Source organism: Curtobacterium sp. NPDC087080 (assembly GCF_044745105.1).
Lineage (GTDB): Bacteria > Actinomycetota > Actinomycetes > Actinomycetales > Microbacteriaceae > Curtobacterium.
In genome coordinates, this window is the sequence record NZ_JBIUZP010000002.1 from 239,036 (window position 1) to 264,556 (window position 25,521).

25 protein-coding genes are annotated in these 25,521 nt (G+C 72.3%); 12 read left to right on the forward strand and 13 right to left on the reverse strand.

Annotated elements, in window-relative coordinates:
- Positions 1 to 20 precede the first annotated feature (20 nt).
- From ACIPEQ_RS05390 to ACIPEQ_RS05400, 3 genes are read left to right on the forward strand one after another with little or no spacing between them, the layout of a single operon-like run.
- Positions 21 to 341 (forward strand): chorismate mutase, encoded by a 321-nt coding sequence (locus tag ACIPEQ_RS05390; protein ID WP_058729807.1) that lies wholly within the window; start codon positions 21 to 23, stop codon positions 339 to 341.
- Positions 338 to 1,459, forward strand: coding sequence for a lactonase family protein (locus ACIPEQ_RS05395; RefSeq protein ID WP_402714382.1), 1,122 nt, complete (start codon positions 338 to 340; stop codon positions 1,457 to 1,459). Before ACIPEQ_RS05390 ends, ACIPEQ_RS05395 begins: the two co-directional genes overlap by 4 nt.
- Positions 1,456 to 1,893, forward strand: a complete 438-nt coding sequence (locus tag ACIPEQ_RS05400; protein WP_402714383.1) for a GNAT family N-acetyltransferase — start codon at positions 1,456 to 1,458, stop codon at positions 1,891 to 1,893. The genes ACIPEQ_RS05395 and ACIPEQ_RS05400 overlap by 4 nt, the downstream gene beginning before the upstream one ends.
- Before the next feature lie 57 nt (positions 1,894 to 1,950).
- Here the strand turns inward: ACIPEQ_RS05400 and ACIPEQ_RS05405 are convergent, their stop codons facing one another.
- The 4 genes from ACIPEQ_RS05405 to purS form a co-directional block, all read right to left on the reverse strand.
- Positions 1,951 to 2,871: an NAD(P)-dependent oxidoreductase gene (locus ACIPEQ_RS05405; protein ID WP_402714384.1), complete on the reverse strand. Its 921-nt coding sequence runs from the start codon at positions 2,869 to 2,871 to the stop codon at positions 1,951 to 1,953.
- A 90-nt stretch (positions 2,872 to 2,961) separates the two neighbouring features.
- The gene (gene purL, locus ACIPEQ_RS05410; protein ID WP_402714385.1) at positions 2,962 to 5,364 is read right to left on the reverse strand and encodes a phosphoribosylformylglycinamidine synthase subunit PurL; all 2,403 of its coding nucleotides are present in this window, start codon (positions 5,362 to 5,364) and stop codon (positions 2,962 to 2,964) included.
- A gap of 17 nt (positions 5,365 to 5,381) precedes the next feature.
- On the reverse strand, positions 5,382 to 6,077 hold the full coding sequence (purQ, locus tag ACIPEQ_RS05415) for a phosphoribosylformylglycinamidine synthase subunit PurQ (protein ID WP_066657734.1): 696 nt from the start codon (positions 6,075 to 6,077) through the stop codon (positions 5,382 to 5,384).
- Between the two features lie 5 nt (positions 6,078 to 6,082).
- Positions 6,083 to 6,334 carry a phosphoribosylformylglycinamidine synthase subunit PurS gene (purS, locus tag ACIPEQ_RS05420; RefSeq protein ID WP_066652126.1) on the reverse strand — a complete coding sequence of 84 codons (252 nt, stop codon included), beginning with the start codon at positions 6,332 to 6,334 and terminating at the stop codon, positions 6,083 to 6,085.
- A 146-nt stretch (positions 6,335 to 6,480) separates the two neighbouring features.
- On the opposite strand from purS, the gene ACIPEQ_RS05425 reads away from it, so the two are divergent.
- Positions 6,481 to 7,089: a PadR family transcriptional regulator gene (locus ACIPEQ_RS05425; RefSeq protein WP_402714386.1), complete on the forward strand. Its 609-nt coding sequence runs from the start codon at positions 6,481 to 6,483 to the stop codon at positions 7,087 to 7,089.
- Positions 7,086 to 8,630, forward strand: coding sequence for a DHA2 family efflux MFS transporter permease subunit (locus ACIPEQ_RS05430; RefSeq protein ID WP_402714387.1), 1,545 nt, complete (start codon positions 7,086 to 7,088; stop codon positions 8,628 to 8,630). The genes ACIPEQ_RS05425 and ACIPEQ_RS05430 overlap by 4 nt, the downstream gene beginning before the upstream one ends.
- A 336-nt stretch (positions 8,631 to 8,966) precedes the next feature.
- On the opposite strand, the gene ACIPEQ_RS05435 is transcribed toward ACIPEQ_RS05430, so the two are convergent.
- Together ACIPEQ_RS05435 and ACIPEQ_RS05440 are read right to left on the reverse strand one after the other, a co-directional pair.
- Complete coding sequence (locus ACIPEQ_RS05435) at positions 8,967 to 9,788, reverse strand: cytochrome c oxidase assembly protein (protein ID WP_402714388.1); 822 nt, start codon at positions 9,786 to 9,788, stop codon at positions 8,967 to 8,969.
- Positions 9,789 to 9,962: 174 nt separating this feature from the next.
- A complete protein-coding gene (locus tag ACIPEQ_RS05440; RefSeq protein WP_402714389.1) occupies positions 9,963 to 11,303 on the reverse strand; it encodes an acyltransferase in 1,341 nt (446 codons plus the stop codon).
- 207 nt (positions 11,304 to 11,510) lie between these two features.
- Between ACIPEQ_RS05440 and ACIPEQ_RS05445 the strand changes: the two genes are divergently transcribed.
- Together ACIPEQ_RS05445 and ACIPEQ_RS05450 are read left to right on the forward strand one after the other, a co-directional pair.
- The gene (locus tag ACIPEQ_RS05445; protein ID WP_209822975.1) at positions 11,511 to 11,954 is read left to right on the forward strand and encodes a Fur family transcriptional regulator; all 444 of its coding nucleotides are present in this window, start codon (positions 11,511 to 11,513) and stop codon (positions 11,952 to 11,954) included.
- Positions 11,955 to 12,067: 113 nt separating this feature from the next.
- Complete coding sequence (locus ACIPEQ_RS05450; protein WP_126890181.1) at positions 12,068 to 13,594, forward strand: catalase; 1,527 nt, start codon at positions 12,068 to 12,070, stop codon at positions 13,592 to 13,594.
- Positions 13,595 to 13,790: 196 nt separating this feature from the next.
- Here ACIPEQ_RS05450 and ACIPEQ_RS05455 read toward each other — a convergent pair whose 3' ends face one another.
- From ACIPEQ_RS05455 to ACIPEQ_RS05465, 3 genes are all read right to left on the reverse strand, one after another.
- Entirely contained in the window at positions 13,791 to 14,357 is a 567-nt protein-coding gene (locus ACIPEQ_RS05455; RefSeq protein ID WP_209679987.1) for a GNAT family N-acetyltransferase, read from the reverse strand.
- 132 nt (positions 14,358 to 14,489) lie between these two features.
- Positions 14,490 to 15,362 carry a VOC family protein gene (locus ACIPEQ_RS05460; protein WP_402714390.1) on the reverse strand — a complete coding sequence of 291 codons (873 nt, stop codon included), beginning with the start codon at positions 15,360 to 15,362 and terminating at the stop codon, positions 14,490 to 14,492.
- Between the two features lie 43 nt (positions 15,363 to 15,405).
- Complete coding sequence (locus ACIPEQ_RS05465; RefSeq protein ID WP_402714391.1) at positions 15,406 to 16,197, reverse strand: SDR family oxidoreductase; 792 nt, start codon at positions 16,195 to 16,197, stop codon at positions 15,406 to 15,408.
- A 110-nt stretch (positions 16,198 to 16,307) separates the two neighbouring features.
- On the opposite strand from ACIPEQ_RS05465, the gene ACIPEQ_RS05470 reads away from it, so the two are divergent.
- Positions 16,308 to 16,832, forward strand: a complete 525-nt coding sequence (locus tag ACIPEQ_RS05470; RefSeq protein ID WP_126890184.1) for a hypothetical protein — start codon at positions 16,308 to 16,310, stop codon at positions 16,830 to 16,832.
- Positions 16,829 to 17,458 (forward strand): signal peptidase I, encoded by a 630-nt coding sequence (gene lepB / locus ACIPEQ_RS05475; RefSeq protein WP_402714392.1) that lies wholly within the window; start codon positions 16,829 to 16,831, stop codon positions 17,456 to 17,458. The genes ACIPEQ_RS05470 and lepB overlap by 4 nt, the downstream gene beginning before the upstream one ends.
- 90 nt (positions 17,459 to 17,548) lie before the next feature.
- Here lepB and ACIPEQ_RS05480 read toward each other — a convergent pair whose 3' ends face one another.
- Positions 17,549 to 17,869: a hypothetical protein gene (locus ACIPEQ_RS05480; protein WP_402714393.1), complete on the reverse strand. Its 321-nt coding sequence runs from the start codon at positions 17,867 to 17,869 to the stop codon at positions 17,549 to 17,551.
- Positions 17,870 to 17,973: 104 nt separating this feature from the next.
- Between ACIPEQ_RS05480 and ACIPEQ_RS05485 the strand changes: the two genes are divergently transcribed.
- The gene (locus tag ACIPEQ_RS05485) at positions 17,974 to 19,170 is read left to right on the forward strand and encodes a PP2C family protein-serine/threonine phosphatase (protein WP_402714394.1); all 1,197 of its coding nucleotides are present in this window, start codon (positions 17,974 to 17,976) and stop codon (positions 19,168 to 19,170) included.
- A gap of 244 nt (positions 19,171 to 19,414) precedes the next feature.
- Here ACIPEQ_RS05485 and ACIPEQ_RS05490 read toward each other — a convergent pair whose 3' ends face one another.
- Both ACIPEQ_RS05490 and purD read right to left on the reverse strand, forming a co-directional pair.
- Positions 19,415 to 20,284 carry a phosphoribosylaminoimidazolesuccinocarboxamide synthase gene (locus ACIPEQ_RS05490; protein WP_402714395.1) on the reverse strand — a complete coding sequence of 290 codons (870 nt, stop codon included), beginning with the start codon at positions 20,282 to 20,284 and terminating at the stop codon, positions 19,415 to 19,417.
- A complete protein-coding gene (gene purD, locus ACIPEQ_RS05495; protein WP_402714396.1) occupies positions 20,281 to 21,549 on the reverse strand; it encodes a phosphoribosylamine--glycine ligase in 1,269 nt (422 codons plus the stop codon). Before purD ends, ACIPEQ_RS05490 begins: the two co-directional genes overlap by 4 nt.
- Before the next feature lie 57 nt (positions 21,550 to 21,606).
- Here purD and ACIPEQ_RS05500 point away from each other — a divergent pair, with 57 nt between their 5' ends.
- The gene (locus ACIPEQ_RS05500; RefSeq protein ID WP_402714397.1) at positions 21,607 to 21,969 is read left to right on the forward strand and encodes a sterol carrier family protein; all 363 of its coding nucleotides are present in this window, start codon (positions 21,607 to 21,609) and stop codon (positions 21,967 to 21,969) included.
- 302 nt (positions 21,970 to 22,271) lie between these two features.
- Here ACIPEQ_RS05500 and ACIPEQ_RS05505 read toward each other — a convergent pair whose 3' ends face one another.
- Positions 22,272 to 24,863: a LuxR C-terminal-related transcriptional regulator gene (locus ACIPEQ_RS05505; RefSeq protein ID WP_402714398.1), complete on the reverse strand. Its 2,592-nt coding sequence runs from the start codon at positions 24,861 to 24,863 to the stop codon at positions 22,272 to 22,274.
- 202 nt (positions 24,864 to 25,065) lie between these two features.
- Between ACIPEQ_RS05505 and ACIPEQ_RS05510 the strand changes: the two genes are divergently transcribed.
- Positions 25,066 to 25,494 (forward strand): hypothetical protein, encoded by a 429-nt coding sequence (locus ACIPEQ_RS05510; RefSeq protein ID WP_402714399.1) that lies wholly within the window; start codon positions 25,066 to 25,068, stop codon positions 25,492 to 25,494.
- Positions 25,495 to 25,521 lie beyond the last annotated feature (27 nt).

The following is a 25,521-nucleotide window of genomic DNA, read 5'->3' on the forward strand; positions in this document are numbered from 1 at the left end:
GCGGCCAGTAGGCTCGGGCCATGAGTGCCGACGAGTCCACGCCCGTCCACGACGATGCGGTCGCCGAGCTGGCGAGCATCCGGCAGAGCATCGACAACATCGACGCCGCCGTGATCCACATGCTCGCCGAGCGCTTCAAGTACACCCAGCGGGTCGGTTACCTGAAGGCCGGCGCGGGAATGCCGGCCGCCGACCCCGGTCGCGAGCAGGTGCAGGTCGCGCGGCTCCGACAGCTCGCGGCCGAGTCGCACCTCGACCCGGCGTTCGCGGAGAAGTTCCTGAACTTCATCGTCGCCGAGGTCATCCACCACCACGAGCGCATCGCCGGCGGCGAGCGGTGAGCGGCGCTGCTGCCGGGCTCCCGGCCGACGGCTTCCCGCAGGACCTCGTCGACCTGCACGTGCTCGTCGGGTCGTACACCGCGACGGGCGGCGGGAACGCGACCGGCATCTCGGTCGTGCACGGATCGACCGCGACCACCGTCGCCGTGATGGACGACCCCTCGTTCCTCGCGCTGTCCGGCGACCGGGTCTACGCCGTGTCCGAGACCGCGGACGGCAGCGTCTCGGCCTTCCGGTACGCCGGCGGCTCGCTCGAGCACCGGTGGGACGCGGACGCCGGTGGTGACGCGCCCTGCCACGTGCGGGTCGACCCCTCCGGCGCACTCGTCGTCACGAACTACGTCTCCGGCACCGTGACCGCGGTGTCGCTCGAGGCCGCGGAGTCGCACGCCGCGTCCGTGTCCGCCAGCGACGGCGTCGTCGGAGCACACGGCAGCCAGGACCGGGTGGTCGTCCCCGACGCAGCGGTCGTCACCGGCGTGCTGCCCGACGTCGAGGGGCCCGTCGAGGACCGACAGGAAGGGCCGCACGCCCACCAGTCGATCGCGACGCCCGACGGCACGGTGCTCGTCGCAGACCTCGGCGGCGACGCGCTCCACGAGTTCCGGGTGTCGGCGGAGCCGGCGATCGACCTCGTCCGCGTCCACCACCTCGGGCCCGGGGTCGGGCCGCGGCACATGGCCTGGCTCGGCACCGGGGCGGACGCCGACCTCGTCGTCGCCGGGGAGCTCGACGGCCGCGTGTACCGCCTGCGCCGCGACGAGTCCGGGACGCTGCAGCCGATCGCCTCGACCCCGGCGTTCGAGGGTGAGGTGGGGGAGTCGCTCCTCAGCCACGTCGAGGTCGACCAGGCCGGACGCGTCGTCGTCGCGGTGCGTGGTCGCGACCTGGTCGTGGTGCTCGACACCGCGGACGACGGGCTGACGGTCGTCGGGTCGGCCTCGTGCGGTGGGGTCTGGCCCCGGCACTTCGCGCAGGTGCCCGGGTACCTGCTGGTGGCCAACCAGATGTCCGACGCGATCGCCGTGCTGCCCGTCGGGGCAGACGGCGTGCCGGGCGAGGCCGTGGCGCAGATCGCCGTCGGGTCGCCTGCGTGCATCGTGCCGGTGCTGCCGTGACGGAGGCGCTCGCTGACGGGTACCGGCTCGTGGTCGGGCCGCCGCCGCTGGACGACTACCTGCGCCTGCGGCGGGACTCCGGCCTGTCCCCGAAGAACGCGGAGCAGGGCGCCGGTGCGATCGCGGGCAGCTGGTCCGCCGTGCACGTGGTCGACGGTGGGGACGTGCCCGTCGCGATGGGCCGCACGATCGGCGACGGCGGGTGGTACTTCCACATCGCGGACATCGCCACCGACCCGGGTCACCAGCGCCGGGGGCTCGGCAGGGTCGTCGTCGAGTGGCTCGTGGCGGACATCCGGGCGCGGGCGCCCGAGGGGGCCTACATCACGCTCGTCGGGGATCCGCCCGGGCAGCGGCTGTACCGGTCACTCGGGTTCGAGGACGTCGCACCGAGCCTGGGGATGGCGCTGCCGCTGCCGCTGCCGCTGCGCTGACGCTGTCGCTGGGCTGACGCGTGGCCGGCAGCCCGTCGTTCGGTGCCGGTCTGATCGTCAGCCGTGCACGACGTTGGCGAAGGGCCGACCCGCTGCCAGGGCGGCCACCTGTCGGCGCACGAGGTCGAGGGTCCGCGGCACGCTGAGGTCCGTGTTCCCGCCGACGTGCGGCGTCAGCACCGTGTTCGGGGTCGCCCAGAGCGGGTGCCCGGCGGGGAGCGGCTCCGGATCGGTGACGTCGAGCGCCGCCGACAGCCGACCGCACTCGAGCTCGGCCACGAGGGCATCGGTGTCGACGACCCGCCCACGGGCGACGTTCACCACGAGGGCGCCGTCGGGCAGCGCAGCGAGCAGGGCAGCGTCGACGAGCCGCTCGGTCTCGTCGGTGAGCGGGGCGATGAGCACGAGCACGTCGGTGCGGGCCGCGAGTGCCGGCAGGTCACCGAACGCATGCACCGTCCGGCCGTCCTGCTCTCGAGCCGTCCTGGCGACCACGGTCACGTCGCACCGCATCGCCTCGAACCGGCTCGCGATGGCGGAGCCGATCGCACCGTAGCCGACCACCGTCACGCGCCGGTCTGCGAGGGATCGGGTCTCGCGGGCGTCCCACACCCCGGCGGCACGGTCGGTCTGGAACGTGTGGATCTCGCGGAGCGACGTCAACGCGAGTCCGACCGCGAGCTCGGCGGTCTCGTCGTCGTGGATGCCACGACCGTTCGCCACGTGCGCGTGCTCGGGGGCGTGCGGCAGCGCGTGCTCGTACCCGGCGCTCGGCAGCTGCAGGAGCCGGAGGTTCGGGAGGTCGTGCACGTACTGCCAGCGGTGCCGCCCGGCGAAGTAGAACGGCAGCAGGGTGATCGCCACCTCGTCGGGACGGGCGTACGGACCCTCGACGTCCCACACGTCGAGCTCGACACCGTCCGGCACCGGGCCGAAGCGGTCCACGAGCTCGACGAAGGGCAGGGTGATGATCGGCATGCGTGCTCGTTGCTCCTGTGCGGTCGGAGGACGCCGACGGCCGTCAGCTCGTGCTGTCGGCCGTCGGCGGTCCACCGGTGGCGGTCGGTGTCAGCTGTCGGTGCGCGGCGAGAACGAGCCGTGGTCGTCGAGCGGCCCGCGCCCGACGTAGCCCTCGACGACGTCCTCGACGATGACGTCTCCGAAGCGCGTCGGCAGCGTCGCGCCGTGCGTCCCACGGAGCTCGTCGATCGACGCCTCGAACGCGCCCTGCACCTCGAGCGTGCCGGACGAGGCGTCCGTCACACCGATGCGCAGCACCGGGAAGCCCCGGCCGTCGCACAGGCCCTGGAAGCGCACGTCGTCCTCGCGGCGCACGGTCACGATGACACGGCCCGTCGACTCGGAGAACAGGGCGGTCGCCGTGTCGACGCCGTCGCGCTCCTCGAGTTCGTCGAGCACCACGCGCACGCCGATGCCGAAGCGCAGCACCGACTCGGCGAGGGACTGGCCGAGGCCGCCGTCCGCCAGGTCGTGGGCGCTCGTGAGCAGCTGCTCGCCCGACGCTGCCTGCAGGAGCTCGGCCAGGGCCTTCTCCTGCGCGAGGTCGACCGCCGGCGGTCGGCCGCCGAGGTGCCCGTGCACGGTGCCGGCCCACGCGGAGCCGTCGAGCTCGAGGCTCGTCGTGCCCAGCAGGTAGACGTTGTGACCGTCGTCCTGCCAGCCCGAGGGCACGCGCAGGGCGACGTCGTCGATGATGCCGAGCACGCCGACCACGGGGGTCGGGTGGATCGGGGTCGTGCCGGTCTGGTTGTAGAACGACACGTTGCCGCCGGTGACCGGGATCCCGAGCTCCATGCAGCCGTCCGCCAGGCCCTCGACGGCCTCGGAGAACTGCCACATGACCTCGGGGTTCTCCGGCGAGCCGAAGTTCAGGCAGTCGGTGACCGCGGCGGGGACGGCGCCGGTGACGGCGACGTTCCGGTACGCCTCGGCCAGCGCCAGGCGTGCGCCCTGCTTCGGGTCGAGCTGGCAGTAGCGGCCGTTCGCGTCGGTCGCGACGGTGACGCCGAGCCCGGTCTCCTCGTCGACGCGGATCATGCCGCCGTCGTCGGGGAAGGAGAGCGCCGTGTTGCCGAGCACGTAGGTGTCGTACTGGTTCGTGACCCAGTTCTTCGACGCCAGGTTCGGCGAGCCGAGGAGCTGCAGGAACTGCGCCTTGAGCGCCGGACCGTCGGCCGGACGCTCGAGCGAGGCGGCGGTGTCGGCCTGCAGCGCGTCGATCCAGGACGGGTAGGCGACCGGGCGGTCGTACACCGGGCCGTCGACGGCGACCGTGCGCGGGTCGACGTTCACGATCTCCTGGCCCTGCCAGTCGATGACGAGACGACCGGTGCCGGTGACCTCGCCCAGCACGCTGGTCTCGACCTCCCACTTGCCGACCACCGCGAGGAACTCGTCGAGCTTCTCGGGGCGGACGACCGCCATCATGCGCTCCTGGCTCTCGGACATGAGGATCTCCTCTGCCGTGAGCGTGGGGTCGCGCAGGAGGACGTCGTCGAGCGAGATGTGCATGCCGCCGTCACCGTTGGACGCCAGCTCGCTCGTCGCGCAGGAGATGCCCGCGGCACCGAGGTCCTGGATGCCCTCGACCAGCTCCTTCTGGAACAGCTCGAGGCAGCACTCGATGAGGACCTTCTCGGCGAAGGGGTCGCCGACCTGCACCGCCGGACGCTTGGTCGGGCCGCCGTCGGTGAAGGTGTCGGACGCCAGGATCGACGCACCGCCGATGCCGTCGCCACCGGTCCGGGCACCGAAGAGCACGACCTTGTTGCCGGCACCGGAGGCGTTCGCCAGGTGCAGGTCCTCGTGACGCAGGACACCGACCGCGAGCGCGTTCACGAGCGGGTTGCCCTGGTACACCGGGTCGAAGTAGGTCTCACCACCGATGTTCGGCAGGCCCAGGCAGTTGCCGTAGAACGAGATGCCGCCGACGACACCGTGCACGACGCGTGCCGTGTCCTCGTGGTCGATCGCACCGAAGCGGAGCTGGTCCATCACGGCGACCGGGCGTGCGCCCATCGAGATGATGTCGCGGACGATGCCGCCGACGCCGGTCGCGGCGCCCTGGTACGGCTCCACGTAGGACGGGTGGTTGTGCGACTCGACCTTGAAGGTCACCGCCCAACCGTTGCCGACATCGACCACACCGGCGTTCTCGCCCATGCCGACCATCAGGTTCTTCGTCATCTCCGGCGTGACCTTCTTGCCGAACTGACGCAGGTAGTTCTTGCTCGACTTGTACGAGCAGTGCTCCGACCACATCACGGAGTACATCGCGAGCTCGCCCGAGGTGGGGCGGCGGCCGAGGATCTCGCGGATCTTCGCGTACTCGTCGGCCTTGAGCCCGAGCGCCTCGTACGGCTGCTCCTTGTCGGGCGTCGCGGCGGCGTCCTGCACGGTGTCGGGCTTCGGGCGAACGTGGGTCGTCACGGTGTTGTCGTTCCCTGTCACTGGAGTCGTGTCCGTCGTCACTTGACGAGCGTCGACTCGATCACGGAGGTGAAGAAGGTGAGGCCGTCCGTGCCGGAGGCCATCGCCGCGGGGGTGTCCGGGCCGAAGCCGGGCTCCGTCGCGTGCTCGGGGTGCGGCATGAGCCCGACGACGTTGCCGCGCTCGTTGGAGACACCGGCGATGTCGTCGATCGACCCGTTCGGGTTCACGCCGACGTAGCGGAACACGACCTGGCCGTTGTCCTCGATGCGCTTGATCTCGTCGGCGTCGGCGACGAAGCGGCCGTCGGCGTTCTTGAGCGGGATCGTGATCTCCTGCCCGGCGCTGAACCCGGAGGTCCAGGCGGTGCCGGCGGTCTCGACCCGGAGCTTCTGGTCGCGGCGGATGAACTGCTGGTGCGCGTTGCGGGTGTGCGCGCCCGGGACGAGGCGGGCCTCGGCGAGCATCTGGAACCCGTTGCAGATGCCGAGCACGGGCATCCCCTTGCCGGCGGCGTCGATGACCTCGGCCATGATCGGGGCCTTCGCCGCGATGGCGCCGGCACGGAGGTAGTCGCCGTACGAGAACCCGCCGGGGAGCACGATCGCGTCGACCCCCTGCAGGTCGTGGTCGCCGTGCCAGAGCGCGACGGGGTCGGCTCCCGCCAGGCGGACCGCACGCTGGGCGTCGCGGTCGTCGAGCGAGCCCGGGAACGTGATGACGCCGATGCGCATCCGCGTCACGCGTCCTGCACGGTGACGGAGACGACGTCCTCGATCACGGCGTTCGAGAAGACGTCGGCCGCGATGTCGCGGACCTCGGCCAGCTTCGCGTCGTCGACCGGGCCGTCGACGGCGATCTCGAAGCGCTTGCCGATGCGGACGTCGGTCAGGTCGGCCTTGCCGAGACGGGCGAGGGCGTTGCCCACCGCCTTGCCCTGGGGGTCGAGGATCTCTGCCTTGGGCATGACCTCGACGACGATGGTTGGCACGTGTTCACTCCAGCGCTTGGGTGGGTTGGGTGGGACGGCACCAGTCTACGGGCCGCGCGCGGCGCGCCGGGCCGCTTGTGGAGAAGTCGTCGAAAGCGTATGTTCCAAGTCGAATAATCGCTCGGGAACACGGTCTGGAGGCACGGATGGCGTCGCTCACGCCCCTCGCGTTCGCCGCGCTCGGCCTGCTCGCCGAGGCGCCCATGCACCCGTACGAGATGTTCCAGACGATGCTCCACCGGCACGAGGACCAGAACGTCAAGGTCCGGCCGAGCACGCTCTACCACCAGATCGGGCGGCTCGTGGACCTCGGGTACGCCGAGGCCCTCGGGACCGCGCGCGAGGGCAACCGGCCCGAGCGCACCACCTACGCCATCACCGACCACGGCCGTGCGGAGCTCGACGCCGGGCTCCGGCGCATGATCGCCGAGCCCGCCGACGAGTACCCCGAGTTCCAGCTCGCGGTCTCCCACGTCGACAACCTCACCGCGACCGATGCGGCGACCGCGCTGCGCGCCCGCGCCGAGGCGCTCCGTACGGAACGCACGGGGTACGACGAAGCCGCCACGGGCCTCCAGGCCAAGCAGCTCGCCGAGCGTTACTGGCTCGACGTGTCGTACGTCCGTGGCATGCTCACCGCGCAGATCGAGTGGCTGACCGCCACCGCCGACCGCATCGCGAGCGGCGACATCCCCTGGGACGGCCCCGCCGTCCCCGACCCAGCACCACAGAAGGACCAGGACACCACTCGATGACCTCCACCACGTCCGCCGACCTGCAGCACGGGCAGAAGCCGTGGCCCGCGCTCTGGGCACTCGTCGTCGGCTTCTTCATGATCCTCGTCGACTCGACCATCGTGTCGGTCGCGACGCCCACCATCGCGCAGGCGCTCGACGCCGACATCAACGCCGTGATCTGGGTCACCAGCGCGTACCTGCTCGCCTACGCCGTGCCGCTGCTCATCACCGGGCGGCTCGGTGACCGCTTCGGCCCGAAGGTGCTGTACCAGGCGGGGCTCGTGGTGTTCACCCTCGCGAGCCTGTGGTGCGGTCTGGCCGGTTCCATCGAGGTGCTCATCGTCGCCCGCGTCGTGCAGGGCCTCGGCGCCGCGATGATGACCCCGCAGACGATGGCGGTCATCACGCGCATCTTCCCGCCGCAGAACCGTGGTGCAGCCATGGGCCTGTGGGGCGCCGTCGCCGGTGTCGCTTCGCTGGTCGGGCCGATCGTCGGCGGGCTGCTCGTCGACGGCTTCGGCTGGGAGTGGATCTTCTTCGTCAACGTCCCCGTCGGTGTCGTCGCGTTCGTGCTCGCACAGCGCTTCGTCCCTCGCTTCGAGCGGCACGGACACCGGTTCGACTACCTGGGCATCGTGCTCAGCGCCGTCGGCATGTTCCTGCTCGTCTTCGGCATCCAGGAGGGCGAGACCTACGACTGGGGCACCATCACGGGGCCGATCTCGGTGTGGTCGCTGATCATCACCGGCATCGTCGTGCTCGCCGCCTTCGTGGTGTGGCAGGGCGTGCAGAAGGGCGAGCCGCTGCTGCCGCTCGGCCTGTTCAAGGACCGCAACTTCACGCTCGCGAACATCGCCATCACGGCGGTCGGCGTGGCGATCTCGTCGTTCGCGCTGCCGATCATGCTCTGGGCGCAGGACGTGCTGCGCTTCTCGCCGACCCAGGCCGCGCTGCTGCTCGTGCCGCAGGCCGTGCTGTCCGCCGCGCTCGCACCCCTCGTCGGCAAGAACCTCAACAAGTGGAACCCGCGGTGGGTCGGCTCGTTCGGTCTCGCGTGCTTCTCCGGCGGGCTGTTCTGGTTCGGCGCCCTGCTGTGGTCGGGTGCCGGCTGGGGCTGGACGCTGCTGCCGAGCGCGCTCCTCGGGCTCGCCAACGCCTGCATGTGGGGTCCGCTCTCGGTGTCGGCGACGCGCAACCTGCCGCCGGCGCTCGCGGGTGCCGGGTCGGGCGTCTACAACACCACGCGGCAGATCGGTGCGGTGCTCGGCTCTGCCGGTATCGCCGCCCTGATCGAGGCGCGCATCACGGCGAACTTCCCGTCCGGCGCGGGCACGGGCTCGGGCGGCGCGGAGCAGCAGGTCGGGGCGCTGCCCGAGTTCCTGCAGCAGCCGTTCGCCACGGCGATGGGGCAGTCGCTCGTGCTGCCGGCCGTGGTGCTCGTGGCGGCCATCGTCGCGGCGCTGTTCCTGGCGAAGCCGAAGCAGACGACAGCGTGGAAGCAGACCGGGGCGGTCGAGACGCAGCCGGACGCTGCAGAGCCCGAGGCCGCGGCGCACTGACGCTGCTGCGCTGACGTCGTCACACGGTGGACCCCGGTCCCGCTCGGTCGAGCGGCGCCGGGGTCCGCTCGTGTGTCGGTCATGCGGCTTGCTCGTGTGGGGCAGCCGTGGTTGCGCTGACGAAGAACGACAAGACTGCTGTCGTACGACAGCGCATCTGTCGTTCTTGCCGCCCGGGGCGGAAGAGCGTGGATCGGCGGGGACTGGTGCGACAGGATCGTCGTCGTACGACAGCGCATCTGTCGTACGACCGCGCCGCCGACCGACGGTCCCGCACGCCGACGACCCCCGCACGCCGCACGCCGCACGTCGCACGTCACACGCCGCCGGCCCCGCTCACCCCCGGCGCTGCAGGTGCGCCCGGGTCAGCTCGGCCATCTCCTCGTCGGACAGGGCGTCGACCGAGCGGGCCTCGCGGCGGTCCGTCCGCTGCCACCGCACGAACAGCATCACGAGGACCGGGACGTCGGCGACCTCGGCGATGAACCACAGCAGGTCGCCCGCCAGGTGCTGGTCGCGCAGGGGGGACGGGAACCACGACTGCCCGACGGCGTGCACGAGCGACCCGTCGAGCACGTGGTTCGACACCCGGAGCACGATGCCGGGCACCGCGTCGAGCAGCAGCTCCACGAAGGCGAGCAGGAACTCGACCGTCACGAAGGTCGAACTCCGCAGGACCCCCGGCTCGGTCAGCGGCCCGAGCACCGTGAACCCGAGCGCCGGCACGAGCACCGTGATGAGCGCTGCCCAGACCCCCGACTCGCGGACGACCGCCGACAGCGGGGTGAGCAGCACCGCGAACAGCACCAGTCCGACCACGGGGGCGACGATCGCGTTGCCGAGCACCCGGACCGGCCGCGAGTGCAACACCCGATCAGCGGCGGCGGACCACCGTGCCGGGCCGCCGAGCCGCAGCAGCGACACCGGGGCGGCCAGGGCGGCGAAGGTCGGCACCGCGAAGAACAGCAGCGCGAGCCGGAGCGTGAAGGCCCACCGGAGCTCCTGGTCGTACCGGCCGACGATGCCGAACTGGAGCACGGCGAAGAGCAGCAGCGCGACCATGAACGACAGGGACCGCCAGGCGGACCACCGGGCCCCGCGGCGTCGAGCCCCGACCAGCCACCAGCCGTAGGTCACCGCGGCGACCGCCAGCAGCACCGCGGCCAGGGGATCGACCTGCCAGGTGCTCCAGAACTCGGCGGGTTCGGGCGTGGGGTGCCTCCTGGTCGCGAGCGGGACGGGCCGGACGCGCGAGACGGGCCGGCATCGTCATCCTCCGCCCCTCGGCCCCCGCGACGACCGCGCTGACGGGCGACAGCGGTGAGGATCGACTCAGCTGTGGGCGGTCCGCCCGGCTGCCCGAGCGACCCCGGCAGGCCTGGTCCGACCGGCGAGCCACACCCCGATCGGCACGGCGACCGCACCGAGGACCGCGACGCCGAAGGACAGGTGCCACTGCATCACGACGAACGCCGGGCCGATCGTGCACACGGCGGCAGCAGCCACGACGGGCCATCCCGGACGGTCGGTCCCACCCGACAGCCGGGGGAGCGGGCGGTCCCACCGGCGAAGTGCCCTGGCCACGCCGATCGCCGCGGCCAGCACGACGACGAGCGCGATCGGCCGCGTCGCCCACCAGGACACCGAACCGGGCTCGGGGAACGGCACCGCGAGCACCAGCGCGATCCCGTTCAGCGCGATGTACAGCGGCAGGTGCCAGAGGTAGACCGCCATGCCGTCCCGGCCGAGCACGAACACCGCCGCCTGCGCCGGTCGGGTCTGCATCAGCCGGGTGAGGGGTCGGTGCACGAGCTGCACGAGGCAGACCTGCGACACCGCGAGCAGCGCCAGCGGGAGCATCGGCGGGTTGAGGTCCTGCAGCATGTCCGGCGCCCAGAGCCCGACCGACGTCAGGGGGACGAGGAGGGCGTAGCCGGCGAGGGCGACCACCGCCAGCAGCACCCTCGAGCGACGGGCGAACCAGCCGTCGGCCCAGAGGAACCCCAGCTGCTGCGCGAACAGCCACACCGGACCGAGGTTGAGGAGCCCGACCTCGGCGGTCCCCGTCGCGAACCGGAGCGCATCGACTGCCGCTGCGAGGAGCAGCAGGACGCCGAGCGTGCGGAACGGTGCCCGTTCGTGCAGGCGCGCCATCAGCGGCACACAGCACTGCGTGATGCCGTACGCGGCGAGGAACCAGAGCGGTGACCCGATGCCGAAGGCGACCTCGGCGAGCAACTCGGCCGGGGTGCCGAGTGCGGTCGCGATCCCGAGACCGACCGCGAGGACGGCGAACAACGGGACCGCCGGACGGAAGAGCCGCACGAGCCGGGTCGCCACGAAGTCGCGCGCGCCCGCGCCCCTGGCGAGTGTGCTGCGCCAGCCGACCGCGCTCGCGAAGCCACCGACGGCGAAGAACAGCGGCATGACCTGGCCCACCCAGGTCGCTGGGACGTACCAGACCGCGTCCTGCAGTGGGCTCGTCACGCCGATGCCGTCGGGCGACACCGCCACACCGACCATCGTGACGTGCACGACGACGACGAGGACGACGCACGCCGTCCGGATGAGGTCGACGACCAGGTCCCGCTGCGCGATGATCCCCCGGACGTCCTGAGCGCTGTCGGCCGGCACGGAGTCCATCCGCGACGAAGGCCCCTGCTTCGTGGACATGCCGTGACGCTAGCGCCGGACCGCGGGGATCAGCGTCGTCCCAGCGGATCGCGACCGGATCGTGACACATCGCATGCCGCCATCGGAATGCATCAACGGGGCGAAGCAACGGCTCTCCGACACGCGCAGTCCACCACCGCCCTGGGCTCCGACCCGGCGACGGTGTACGGTGGAGCTTGTCTTGACCGATGCAAGAGAAAGAGACCGATGGACGCCGACGCCGACCTGCTCCGGGCCGCCGGCCTGCGGGTGACGACGCCGCGGCTGGCGGTCCTGCGTGCCTCCGGGGCGATGCCGCACGCCACCGCGGACGACATCCTCACCGCGGTCTCGGCCGAGTTGCCGACGACGAGTCACCAGGCCGTCTACGGAGTCCTGGGTGCGCTGACCGGAGTCGGACTCGTCCGCCGCATCGAGCCCGCCGGCAGCCCTGCCCGGTACGAACGGCGCACCGGGGACAACCACCACCACATCGTCTGCACGATGTGCGGCGCGGTCGAGGACGTCGACTGCGCGGTCGGCCACGCCCCGTGCCTCACCCCGTCAGAGACCCACGGGTTCGCGGTCACCACCGCCGAGGTCACCTACTGGGGCATCTGCGAGCGTTGTGCAGCAGCGGAACGCGACGACGCCGAGGCCGTCACCGCCTGACCCCGACGGGCCCCTGCGGACCCGACGACCCCGCGCGCCGCGACCACCAGGCGCGTCCCACGACCAACCCGAACCACCCTGACCGAACCAACTGTTCCACCTGAGGAGGAACCGTGTCCGACCAGAACACGCCCACCGGCCCCGCCGGCACCCCCACCACGACGACCAACTCCGGCGCCCCCGTCTCGAGCGACCAGCACTCGATGGGTGTCGGTGCCGACGGCCCCCTCGCCCTGCACGACCACTACCTGGTCGAGAAGCTCGCCCAGTTCAACCGCGAGCGCGTCCCGGAGCGGGTCGTCCACGCCAAGGGCGGCGGTGCGTTCGGTACCTTCACCGTCACGCACGACGTGTCGCAGTACACCCGTGCCGCGTTCCTGCAGCCGGGCAAGCAGACCGAGATGCTCGCCCGCTTCTCGAGCGTCGCCGGCGAGCAGGGCTCCCCGGACACCTGGCGCGACCCCCGCGGCTTCGCGCTGAAGTTCTACACCGAAGAGGGCAACTACGACCTCGTCGGCAACAACACCCCGGTGTTCTTCATCCGCGACGGCATCAAGTTCCCGGACTTCATCCGCTCGCAGAAGCGCCTGCCGGGCAGCCACCTCCGGAACCACGACATGCAGTGGGACTTCTGGACCCTGTCCCCGGAGTCGGCGCACCAGGTGACGTGGCTCATGGGTGACCGGGGCCTCCCGTCGAGCTGGCGTCACATGGACGGCTTCAGCTCGCACACCTACCAGTGGATCAACGCCGAGGGTGAGCGCTTCTGGGTGAAGTACCACTTCGAGACGCAGCAGGGTCACAAGACCCTGACGCAGGAGGACGCCGACCGCATCGCCGGCGAGGACGCCGACTTCCACATCCGCGACCTCTACGAGGCCATCGAGCGCCAGGACTTCCCGAAGTGGGTCCTCAAGGTGCAGGTCATGCCCTACGCCGACGCCGAGGGCTACCGCTTCAACCCGTTCGACCTGACGAAGGTGTGGCCGCACGCGGACTACCCGCTCATCGAGGTCGGCACGATGGAGCTCAACCGCAACCCGGAGAACTACTTCGCGCAGATCGAGCAGGCCGCGTTCGCGCCGTCGAACTTTGTGCCCGGCATCGCGGCCAGCCCGGACAAGATGCTCCTCGCGCGCATCTTCAGCTACGCGGACGCGCAGCGCTACCGCGTCGGCACGAACCACGCGCAGCTGCCGGTGAACGCCCCGAAGAACGAGGTCCACTCGTACTCGAAGGACGGCGCCATGCGCTTCGACTTCCAGAAGGCCGAGGTGCCGGTGTACGCGCCCAACACCCAGGGCGGCGCGCACGCCGACCCGACCGCCACGGACGACGTCCCGGGCTGGGAGTCCGACGGCGCGCTGCAGCGCTCCGCTGCGACGCTGCACCCGGAGGACGACGACTTCGGCCAGGCGGGCACGCTCTACCGCGAGGTCCTCGACGACGCTGCGCGTGAGCGCCTGGTCGGCAACATCGCCGGGCACGTCTCGAAGGTGACGCGCGACGACCTGCGCGAGCGTGTGTTCGCCTACTGGACGAGCGTCGACGCCGACCTGGGTGCGCGCGTGCGCGCCGCGGTCGCGCCGAGCGCGCCCGGTTCGAACGAGGACCCGGAGAAGGTCGCGGTCGAGGCGTAGTCGACACCACCTGACGGACGGGAGGCCCGGTACCAGCTGGTACCGGGCCTCCCGTCCGTCGTGTGGTGGGTCTCAGACCTGTTGGCCGTTGCGCCTGGTCTCGCCCGGCTGGTGGCGGGGCCCGGTCCTCTCGTCTAGACCTGTTGGCCGTTGAGCATGATCTCGCCCGGCTGGTGGCGGGGCCCGGTCCTCTCGTCTAGACCTGTTGGCCGTTGAGCATGATCTCGCCGGTCGGCCAGTCCTCGAGCTGCGCCTCGACCGGCAGGACCATCCAGCCGCCCTGCTCGGTCTCGTTGACGCCGACCCCGTCGGCCGTGAAGGCCGAGAACGTGCCGACGGCCCCGTCGACCTCGTGCCAGCCCATGTGCGCGTAGAAGGGGATGCGGTCCTCACCGGCACCGAGGAAGCCGTAGGGCACCCGGAGTCCCTCGAGGACGGCGCGGGTGCGGACGAGGAGCTCCCGGCCGACGCCGGTGCCCTGCAGCTTGGGCGAGACGGCGACGATGCCGGTGTCGCCGACCAGGACGTCCTGCCCGCCGACCGTGACGAACATCCGGCGGATCCCGACGTGTGCGAGGACCGTGCCGTCCGCACCCCAGCCGACCACCCGGCGCTCGGGCTGCATGCCGGCGTAGTCACGGCCGCCCACGTACCAGTGCGACCAGCTCGGGAACGCCTGCCCGAGCATCGCTGCGATCGCCTCGTGGTCGGGGAGCGTCAGGGCGCTCTCCTCGACCACCTCCCACCGGATGTCTTCGCTCACGGTCCCATCCTGCCGGGTCCGCCTGCGCGAGCGGCAGGGCAGGCCGAGTCTCGCGCCCTGCGACCGTCCTCGTGCCACCGAGCCCGAGAGGTGTCGCTCAGCCCGAGTCTCGCGACAGCGACAGCGGCCCGCTCAGCCGCGACCGGGCGCCGTCACCTCGATGCGGTTCGCCCACGGGTCCTCGAACGCCACGGTCCGGCCGTCGTCGGCGGTCCGCACCCCGGTGTCGTGCATCCGCGACACGAGCGCGCCGAGGTCGTCCGTCCCCGGCACCTCGATCCGCACGAGCCCGAGCCCGAGGGCCTGCTGCCGTCGCCCGGCCCCGCGCGAGTTCCACGTGTTCATCGCCATGTGGTGGTGGTACCCGCCAGCGCTCACGAACAGCGCCTGGTCGCCCATCGCCGCGGTCGTCGCGAAGCCGAGCCGGTCGACGTAGAACGCCTTCGCGGTCGCGACGTCGCCGACGGACAGGTGCACGTGTCCGACTCGGCCGGGGCGCGTGCTGGCCGACTCGAGCGCCGAGGAGGTCAGGTGTTCCTGCACGAAGGCGTTCGGGTCGACGTAGATCGTCGCCATGTCGACCATCCCGTGCGTCCACGACCATTCGGTGCGGTCGCGGTCCCAGTACAGCTCGACGCCGTTGCCCTCCGGGTCCTGGAAGTAGAAGGCGTTGCTCACGAGGTGGTCCGCGCTGCCCGTGAACGTCTGCGGGTACTTCGTCGCGACGGAGTACAGCGCCGCCGCCAGGTCGGCCTGCGTGTCGAAGAGGATCGCGGTGTGGAAGAGCCCGGCCTCGTGGGGGGCGGCGTGCCGCATCGCGGGGGCGTGCTCGAGGACGACGATCGAGGTCGTGCCGCGGCCGAGCACCGCGGTGCCGCCCGTGTTCGTGAGCACCGCCAGACCGACGCCGTCGCGGTAGTAGGCGACCATCGTGTCGAGGTCGGCGACCCGGAGCGTGACGGCGCCCATCCCGGTGTCGGCTGCGAGCAGGTCCTGCGTGTGCATGCCCCCAGTGTGCGCCCGAAATGGTTGACGCGTCAACCAAACGTCACTTCGCGCTGAACCCGCCGTCCGTCTTCAGCAGCTGCCCGTTCACCCACCCGCCGTCCGGCCCGAGCAGGAAGCCGACGAGCGCAGCCGTGTCGGTCGGCATCGACGGTCGCCCGAGCGGGGTCTGGGCGACCGCGGCCTCGCGGATCTCCTCGGTCATCCAGCCGGTGTCGTTCGGGCCCGGGTTGACCAGGTTCGCGCTGACCCGGACGTCGCCGAGCTCGATGGCGGCCCCGACGATCAGCCGGTCGAGGGCGCCCTTGCTCGTGCCGTACGGCAGGTTGAACCCCACGTGGTCGCTGGTGAGCGCCACGATCCGCCGACGGTCCTCCGGCGCGGCAGCACCCTCGCGGAGGCGCCGCGCGTACGCCTGCACGACGAGGAACGGCGCGCGGACGTTCACCGCGAGGTGCCGGTCGAAGGACTCGACGGTCGTGGTCGCGAAGTCCGAGTCGACCGACTCGCAGTGCGACATCACGACGGCGGTCACGGGGGCACCCGCCTCCGCCTCGGCGCGGCCGACGAGCGCGGCCGCCTGCTCCGGGTCGGCCAGGTCGACCGGGAGGCGCGTCACCTGTGCACCCGCACGTTCGGCCTCCGCGATGACCGCGTCCACCCCGTCCGGGTCGGCCCCGCCGTGCACGCGCTCGTCGTACGGTCCCCACCAGGAGATCGCGAGGTCCCAGCCGTCGGAGGCGAGCCGTGCGGCGATCGCGGCACCGATCCCGGCGCGGCGACCGACACCGGTCACCAGGGCGAGCGGTCTGCTGGTGAGCGGTCCGTGGGTCATGGGTCGTGCCTCCCGTGCGGACGATGCACCGGCGCGCCGCCCGGACCAGGATGGCATCGCATCCGGTGTCCTGACGGCACGGCACGGCGGCGCAGGGCCAGGATGGGAGGATGCCGCCCTCCCGCCGACCCGACCCGGCGACGTTCCCCGTCGACCGCCTGCGCGACCGCATGTCGTCGTACATCTACGGCAACATCACCGTGCTCGCCGTCGCGATCGCGGTGGGACCGGAGCAGATCGAGCACGGGGCGGCGGTGCTGACGGTGCTCGCGACGGCCGTGCTGACGTACCTGGCGCACGTGCTGTCGCACCTCGTCGCGCACACCATCGGTGACACGGGGGACGATGCCGAGCACCGGGAGACGATCGGGGCGATCCTGCGCGACGCGAACCCGATCGCGACCTCCGGTCTGATCCCCGCGGTGCTCTACGCCGTGGCGTGGGCGGGCTGGTTGCCGACGCAGTGGGCGCAGACGGCGGCGATCGTCATCCTCGTCGTCCGCATCGGGATGGTCGGGGTGTTCCTGCAGCGGTTCAGCGGACGGCGTCCGACGTTCCTCGGGCTCTGGGGCGGCATCGTCCTGGCCGCCCTGGCCTTCGTGATCGGCCTGGTGAAGGTGGTGTTGACGCATTGAGCGAGCAGACCGACGAGTCCCGCGCCGAACGGCCTGCACGGTCCGGGTGGCGGTTCCTCCGCGACCTGGCGATCATCGTGGTCGTGGCGCTGCTGGCGTCGTTCCTGGTGAAGGCCTACCTGGTGCGGGCGTTCTCGATCCCCTCCGGGTCGATGGAGCGGACGCTGCTCATCGGGGACAACGTGCTGGTGAACGAGCTCGTGCCGGGCGCCGTGCCGCTCCGGCGGGGGGACGTCGTGGTGTTCCGCGACCCGGGCGGGTGGTTGACCAGCGAGCAGGGCGACGACCTCATCAAGCGGGTGATCGGGCTGCCCGGGGACACGGTGTCGTGCTGCGACGCGCAGGGACGGCTGTCGGTGAACGGGCACGCGGTGGACGAGCCCTACGTGGTGCGGCCAGCCGACGTGACCCGCGTGTCGGCGGAGGACTTCGACGTCACCGTGCCGGCCGGTCACGTCTGGGTGATGGGGGACAACCGGTACGAGTCCGCCGACTCGCGCATCCACGGGACCGTGCCGACGTCGGACGTCGTCGGGCGGGCGTTCGTCGTGACGTGGCCGGTCACGCGGTGGGGCGTGCTCGGGCGGTACGGCGACGAGTGGGACGCGGTGCCCGACCCGCGGTGACCGGGTGGGCTACCCGCGGTGACCGGGTGGGCTACCCGCGGTGACCGGGTGGGCGTGCCCGACCGCGGTGGTTGGATGTGTCGCGTCCGGTCAGCAGCCGGTCGTGGTGAGCGTCACCCGCGCCACGTCGTCGTCCGACACCGTCGTCCGGACCGGGCACAGGTTCCCCGCACGCACGGTGACGTCGCCGAGCGGGACGCCCGCGAAGTCGGCGGTGCCCCCGGGGAACACCCGCTGGTGCTCGGACAGCTTGCCGGTCGAGGCGAACACCTCCACCTCGTACGGGCGGTCGGCCGCGTTCGACGACACGGTCACCGAGATCTGCCCGGTCGAGTCGTGGGCGCCGCAGCCCGTCAGCGAGAGCGCGGCAGCGGCGCCGAGGGCGAGCACGAGCGGGACACGACGGATCACCGTGCCGAGGGTACGCGCGTCCGGCGAGGCCACCCGACACGGTCGCCCCGGGTCCACCGTTCTGGGGAGGGGCGCTGCCGGGTGGGACCAGTACCGTGGACGGCATGCACCAGGGGACCTCACCGACCTCCACCGGATCAGCACCAGACGCCGTGCGCCGCGCGGCCCTCGTCGCCGCGCTCGACGTCGTCGACAGCGGACCCGAGGAACGCTTCGAGCGCATCACCCGCATCGCCCGCGAGGCGTTCGGCGTCTCGGGCTCCTTCCTCAACCTCGCGGGCACCGACGTCCTCACCATCAAGTCGCAGCAGAGCGACGCGGTGTTCGGCCCGACCATCCCGCTGCAGGACACCTTCTGCGGCCGCACGCTCGACCAGGCCGGACCGATCGTCGTGCCGGACGCCCGTGCCGACGACCGGTACGCCGACATGCCGATGGTCGTCGAGGACCCGAACGTCCGCTTCTACGCGGGCGTCCCGCTCCGTGTCGGCGACGACGCCGTCAAGGTCGGCACGCTCTGCCTCGTCGACCCGCAGCCCCGCACGCTCGAGGCCGACGACCTGGCGCTGCTCGAGGAACTCGGCGTCTGGGCGGAGCGCGAACTCGCCGCCGGCGCCGACGAGGACCGACTCCGCGGTGTCCTCGCCGGGTTGCAGCCGACGCCCGTCACGGTGCCCGGCTACCGGATCGGCGGCATGTCCGTCCCGCACGGGGTGGTCTCGGGTGACCTGCACGAGTGGCACCTGGTCGGCGACGCCCTGCACTTGACCGTCGCCGACGTGATGGGCAAGGGGATGTCCGCCGGGCTGCTGGCCGCGACGATCCGCGGTGCCCTGCTCGCCCGGCCGGCGGAGGACCCGGGGCGCGTCGTCGCCGCGCTCGACGAGCAGGTGGGGCCGGACCTCGGCCGCGCCGAGTCGTTCTCGACGATGTTCCACGGTCGGCTCGACGCACCCAGCGGCCGCATGGACTTCGTCGACGCCGGCCACGGGCTCGTGCTGCAGATGCGCGCCGACGGCCGCGAGCGGACGCTCCTGTCGAACGACCTGCCGATCGGCCTGCACCCCGCGGGCTTCGCTCGGTCCTCGGGGTCGCTCGAGCTCGAGCCCGGAGACGTGCTCGTGATCGTGAGCGACGGGGCGCTCGAGCTCTGGGACTCGACCCTGACCTCGCTCTCGCGGCTCGGTGCCCTGTGGCGCGAGGAGCCCGACATCGACGCGTTCCTCGCGCGGGTGCGCGCCCGCGCCCTCGAGCACGACCCCGGTGACGACCTGACGGTCGTCGTGCTCGTCCGCGACTGACGCGCGAGGCTGACGGCCCCGCCACGCGAACGGACGGAACGGGCCGACGGACGGGAGGCGCAGGGCGGCCCCGCCACGCGCCTCCCGACCGTCAGATGGTCGCGTCGCGCCCCGCTGCGGACGTCGCACCCCGACGTGACGGGATGCGACGTCCGTACCGGGGTGCGACCGGTGATCGCACGGCCCGGCCGAGCACACGCCGATCCGCGATCCGTCCGACCGGCGAGGTCTGCCGACGTCGCGGTCAGGCGCCGAGGCGCTCGATGAGCTCCGCGTAGCGCGCCGCCGTGCGGTCGACGATCTCCTGCGGCAACACCGGTGGCGTGCCCTGTCGGTCCCAGTTCGCGCTGAGCCAGTCGCGCACGATCTGCTTGTCGAACGAGTCCGTCCGGTTGCCGGAGCGGGCGTCCCAGTAGCGGCTCGAGTCGCTGGTCAGGACCTCGTCCGCGATCCGGATCGTGCCGTCCGCGTCGCGTCCGAACTCGAACTTGGTGTCGGCGATGACCACGTCGTGCTCCCGGGTGATCGCCGCCGCCTCGCCGTAGACGCGCAGCGAGAGCTCGCGGAGGGCCTCGGCGTCCTCGCGCCCGACGAGCTCGACGGTCTGCTCGAAGGAGATGTTCTCGTCGTGCTCGCCCTGCGGTGCCTTGTACGCCGGCGTGTAGATCGGCTCGGGCAGCCGGTCGCCCTCGGAGAGCCCGGTGGGCAGGGGGACGCCGCACACGCTCTGCGTCTCGCGGTACTCCGCCCAACCGCTGCCGACCAGGTACCCCCGGACGACGCACTCGACCGGGAACATGTCGAGCGGCAGCACGTGCATGGACCGGGCGGCCACGGAGTCGGGGACCGCCGTGCCGCCCGTGCCCGCCGCGACCAGGTGGTTCGGGACGTCGGCGATCCGGTCGAACCAGAACCGCGACAGCCGCGTCAGGAGCTCGCCCTTGCCCGGGATCGGGGGCTCGAGCGCGAAGTCGTAGGCGCTGACCCGGTCGGAGGCGACGAGCAGCAGCTCGGACGCGCTCGCGACGTCGTCGACCCCGGCCGGCACGTAGAGCTCGCGGACCTTCCCCGACGAGACGTGCCGCCAGCCGGGCAGCTCCGGTGCGGCGGTCACCGGGCGACCTTCGCGGCGATGTCCGTGCGGTACTGCGCCCCCTGGAGCGCGATGTCACCGACCCCGGCGTAGACGCGCTCGCGGGCCTGGGCGAAGTCTTCGCCGGTCGCGACGACGCTCAGCACGCGGCCGCCGGTCGCCACCAGGTCGTCGTCGAGCACGGCGGTCGCCGCGTGCGCCACGGACACGCCCTCGCGCGCTGCGGCGGCGTCGATGCCGGTGATGACCCGACCGGTGTGCGGGTTCTCCGGGTAGCCCTCGCTCGCGAGCACCACCGTCACCGCGACGTCGTCGCTGAACGTCGGCTGCGGTGCCGACGCGAGCTGGCCGGTCGCCGCTGCCGTGAGCAGGGCGCTGAGCGGCGTGGTCAGGCGGGGGAGCACCACCTGGGTCTCCGGGTCGCCGAAGCGTGCGTTGAACTCGATCACGCGCACGCCCTGCTCGGTCACGATGAGGCCGCAGTAGAGCAGGCCGACGAAGGGCGTGCCCTCGTGCTCGAGCCGACGGACGGTGGGGAGCGCGACGAGCTCGGTGACCTCGGCGACGAAGGCCTGCTCGGACTCCCACCGGTCGGCGAGCCACGGCAGCGGGGAGTAGGCACCCATGCCGCCGGTGTTCGGCCCCGTGTCGCCGTCGCCCAGGCGCTTGTGGTCCTGCGCGGGGCTGAGTGCACGGACGTCGTGGCCGTCGCTCAGGAAGAACAGCGAGACCTCTTCGCCGTCGAGGAACTCCTCGACCACGACACGGCCGTGCTGCAGCCAGTAGGCGGCGTGGTCGATCGCCGCCTGGCGGTCCTCCGTCACCAGGACGCCCTTGCCCGCGGCGAGCCCGTCGGCCTTGACCACGTACGGAGCACCGAGCTCGTCGATGGCGGTGACTGCTTCGTCCACGGTGCCGGCGTAGACCGGGCGCCCGGTCGGGACCCCGGCCTCGGACATGATGCGCTTGGCGAACGCCTTCGATCCCTCGAGCTGCGCGGCGGCCCGGCTCGGCCCGAACACCGGGATGCCCCGCGTCCGGAGGGGGTCGGCGACGCCGGCGATGAGCGGCGCCTCGGGCCCGACGACGACGAGCTCGACGCCGTTCTCGATCGCGTACTCGGCGACCAGTTCGCCGTTCGTGGGGTCGAGCGACACGGTCTCGACGTCGGCGGCGATGCCGGCGTTGCCGGGTGCTGCCGTGATGACGTGTCCGGCCTGCTCCGCGAGGAGGGCCGTGATGATCGCGTGCTCGCGGGCACCGGAACCGAGGACGAGGATTCGCACGCGGCAAGCCTACCGAGCGCGACACGCCGCCCGCGATGCGAGGGCTAGCCTGGGGACATGCCGCCGCGGAGGATCGAGGACGCCGAGGGACGCGCCGCGCTCGCCGCCGTCCGAGCGGGGTCGTCGGTCCGGTCCGACGTCGCGACGGCCGTGCGCTGGACTTTGCAGCGGCTGGCCGACGACGTCCCCGGCAACAGCGTCGAGGTCCGCGTCCCGCCGTTCGCCGCGGTGCAGGCCGTGCCCGGGCCGCGGCACACCCGCGGGACACCGCCGAACGTGGTGGAGACCGACGCCGTGACGTGGTTGGCCCTGGCGCAGGGGGAGCTGCGGTGGGACGAGGCCCTCGCAGCGGCACGGGTCAGTGCGTCCGGGTCGCGCGCGGACCTGTCGGCGTTCCTGCCGGTCCGGACCGCGGCCTGACACCTGGCGGCCTGACACCTGGCGGCCTGACGGTCGAGCCGGCACGGTCGTGCAGCCTGGCTCACTGACTTAGGTAGGTCCTACCGATGTGATCGGGAGGAGCCGCCGCGTAGCGTTGAAGTCGCCGGGATTCGGACCCGACCCGAACGGGTCCGAACCCGGCGACAGGGTCAAAGGTACGCGACATACTGCGTTCGTTGTCAACCGGTGCGGCGAGTCGTGCTGCAAACCGCAACGATCGTGGTTCCTCCGGGGACCTTTCCTGATCAGGCGTCAGGTTCTCCCCTTGGGAGTCGGCCCGTTCAGCGGGCACCGAGCAGTTCGACGAGCTCCGACCGGGCGTGCACGTCCCACTTCGCGAAGATCCGCGACATGTGCGCGTCGACCGTCCGGACGCTCAGGCTCAGCATCTCCGCGATCCGTCGGTTGCTCAGGCCCTGCGCGGCCAGCTCGGCGACCTCGTACTCCCGGTTCGTCAGCGGCGGACGGACCCGGCCGGCGGACACCGCCATCCCGTGCGACGCGAGCACCCCCTGCGCCGCCACGATCCGCGTCCGGTCGTCGGCGAGGACGGCGTCCGCGTACTCGACGACCGCCGCGGCGAGGGGGCCGTCGACCCGGGCTGCCGCCTCGCGCATGCGGACGAGCGACGCGGTGGCGTCCCGTCCGGTCGTCATGTCGTGCGTGTAGTGCTGCGTCGTCGCGTACATGACGTGCAGCCAGGACCCGTCACGGGTGCTCCGCTCGATGATCTCGTCGGCGTGCCGCAGCCCCGCCGGGTTCCCGAGCACGGTCTCGGTCCAGGCGATCGACACCGCGACCTGCTCGCCGGTGATCCGCATGGCACGGCCCGGCGTCGTGCGGGCGCGCTCGAGGGCCTCGGCAGCGCGTTCCGCGTCGCCGGCGTAGGCGTACGCCATGGCCAGGCGGGCCCAGGGGTACGCCGCGAACCCGCCGTGGTCGGCCACGACGTAGCGCTCGCACGCGGCGGAGAACGCGGCGATCGCGTCGTCCCACCGGCGCTGCCCGATCGCGTGGTTGCCGAGCCCGATGAGCTCGAGCGTGAAGTCGTACTTCAGGAACGGGCTCCCGCGCCGGACCGGGATCTCGGTGACCAGGTCGGCCATGTCCCCGCGCCACACCTGCACCTGGTGGAGCACCGAGACGTTCTCGCCGACACCCCAGGGAGCGGCCTCGACGTGCTCGACGGCCGTGGCGATCGCGCGACGGGCGAACGCAGCCGCCTCTTCGAGCCGGCCCTCGGTCGCGAGTGCCATCGTCACGCAGGGCGCGATGCAGAGGAACGACACCGGGACCGTCGGCTGCTGCAGGATGCGCGACCGTTCGATCTCCTCGCGGACCTCGGCGAACCGACCGCCCCACCCCAGGTGGGCGAGCCGGAGCAGCCGCACGTGCTCGGCCGTCTCCGGCCCGACCAGCGGCATCAGCGCCTCGGTCAGCGCCACCGCGGCGTCGACGTCGTCGTCGTGGAACTGGCGGATGTTCGCCAGCGTCTCGCACGCCTCGACCACGACGGCGTCGTCGACCTCGCCGGCGCGCTTCCGGGCGAGGTCCCACGCGGCCTCGGCGTCGACCCGACCGGCCTCGCGGCCGGTGCTGTACGAGTGCGCGATCGACCGCAGGCAGTGTGCGGTGACCCGCTCGGTGGCCGTGAGCGCGGTGCGGAGTGCAGCGGAGGCCAGGGCGACGGCGCTCTCGTGCTCCTGCAGCCGGACGGCGACCTCCGTGGCGTCGAGCAGCTGGCCGACCGGGGGCAGCACACCGCACTCGAGCGACCAGAGCGCGGCGCGGAGCCGAGCGGCGGGCGGTGCGCCCTCGGGGCGGGTGGTCCGGAAGGCGTTGGCCCGGGCGAACAGCGCCGTGCGTCGAGCGACCGGGACGAGCCCGCGGACGACCTCGCCCACGAGCGGGTGCGACGGCCGGACGATGCTCGTGCCGTCCTCGGCGGAGTCGACGGCGACCAGCCCGAGCGCGACGACCCGGTCGACGTCACCGCCGGACACCAGGCCGAGCAGGCGGGCGAGCGGGATCGGGTCGGCGAGCGCGACGATGTCGACGACGTCGCGGAGGTCCTCGGGCAGCGCGCCGAGCTCAGTGCGGTACATGTCCGCCAGGCTGTTCGACGCGGTCACCCGACCGCGCCAGTACCAGCCCGTCGCGGTCTGGTCGAGCGCCCCCGACGTCAGTGCGGCGCGGACCACCTCGCGCAGGTACAGCGGGTTGCCGGCCGTCGCCCGGTGCACGCGCTCGGTCGAGGCGGTCTCGAGCTGCGCGCCGAGTGCCTGCGCGACGACCTCGCCGGTCTCGTGCAGGTCGAGCGGGGCCAGGTCGATGCGCTCGAGCAGGTCGTCCTGCCACAGCGCGCGGAGCGGGTCCGACAGCGCGGTGAAGTCGCGGCAGGTCAGCACGAGGCGCGCGCCCTGGTCGCGGACGAGCCAGGCGACGTAGCGCGCCGAGATGGCGTCGAGGTGGTCGGCGTCGTCGACGCGCAGGACGACGTCGCGGTCGGCCAGGTCGTGCGTCTCGCGCAACCGCTGCGCGGCCGAGGCGTCGTCGACCAGGTCCGCGAGGGCGGCGGGCAGCTCGCCGAACCGGTCCGCGACGGCACCGAACGGCATCGACCGGCCGGCGGCGACCGCGGTGATCGGCACCACGACGGTGCGACCGGTGGTGTCGCGGCGGGCGACCCGGTCGGTCACGCGGGCGGCGGTGGAGGTCTTCCCGAGGCCGGGCGCGCCGACGATCGCGACGCTCCAACGGTGCTCGGCGACGACGGACACCGCGCGGTCCTCCTCGCGGCGCTGCACGATCGGCCACGGCACACGTCCGGGCGTGCGGGTCCGGCGACGCCCGCGGATGGACTGCTCGTGCACCCCGTCACCTCCCGGTCCTGGTCGTCCGCCTGCTCCCCCCGGCTCGCGGATCCCGTTCCCGGGCTCCGACATCGTCCTCGACCGGGCGGTCGGAGTCCGACGGGATGCGTTCCGTGGATACCGACCGGTAGGGACATCATGCCCTGGATCAGCCGACGCGCAACAGGCCGCGGCACCTCCCACAGTGGGGGACAATGGTCTGGTGAGCGACACCGACCGACCTGAAGACCGCCCGGCAGTGCCGGCCGCGACGCCGGCTCCGAGCGCCGTCAGCTCGCCGGACGAGGTCACCATCCGACGCGCACCGAAGTTCGGCGTGTTCATCGTCGGCGGCGCGGTGCTCGGCTTCCTCGCGACGCTGCTCGTCGTGACGCTCACCATGGACATCGACCGCGGCGACCAGCAGGACGCCGACTTCGGCACGCTCGTCGGCTACTTCTCGCTCTGGGGCGTCACGATCGGCGCCTTCGTGGGCGCCGTCGTGGCGATCGTGCTCGACCGGGTGTTCGCCCGCCGCGCCGCCCGCCTGACGGCGGAGCGCGTCGAGGTCGAGCCGGCGGAGGAGACCGTCGACGGCGAGGTCGAGGAGCACGGCGACGCGAGCGGACCCGTGGAGCGCACCGACCGCTGACGGTCGCCACCACACGACGGACGGGAG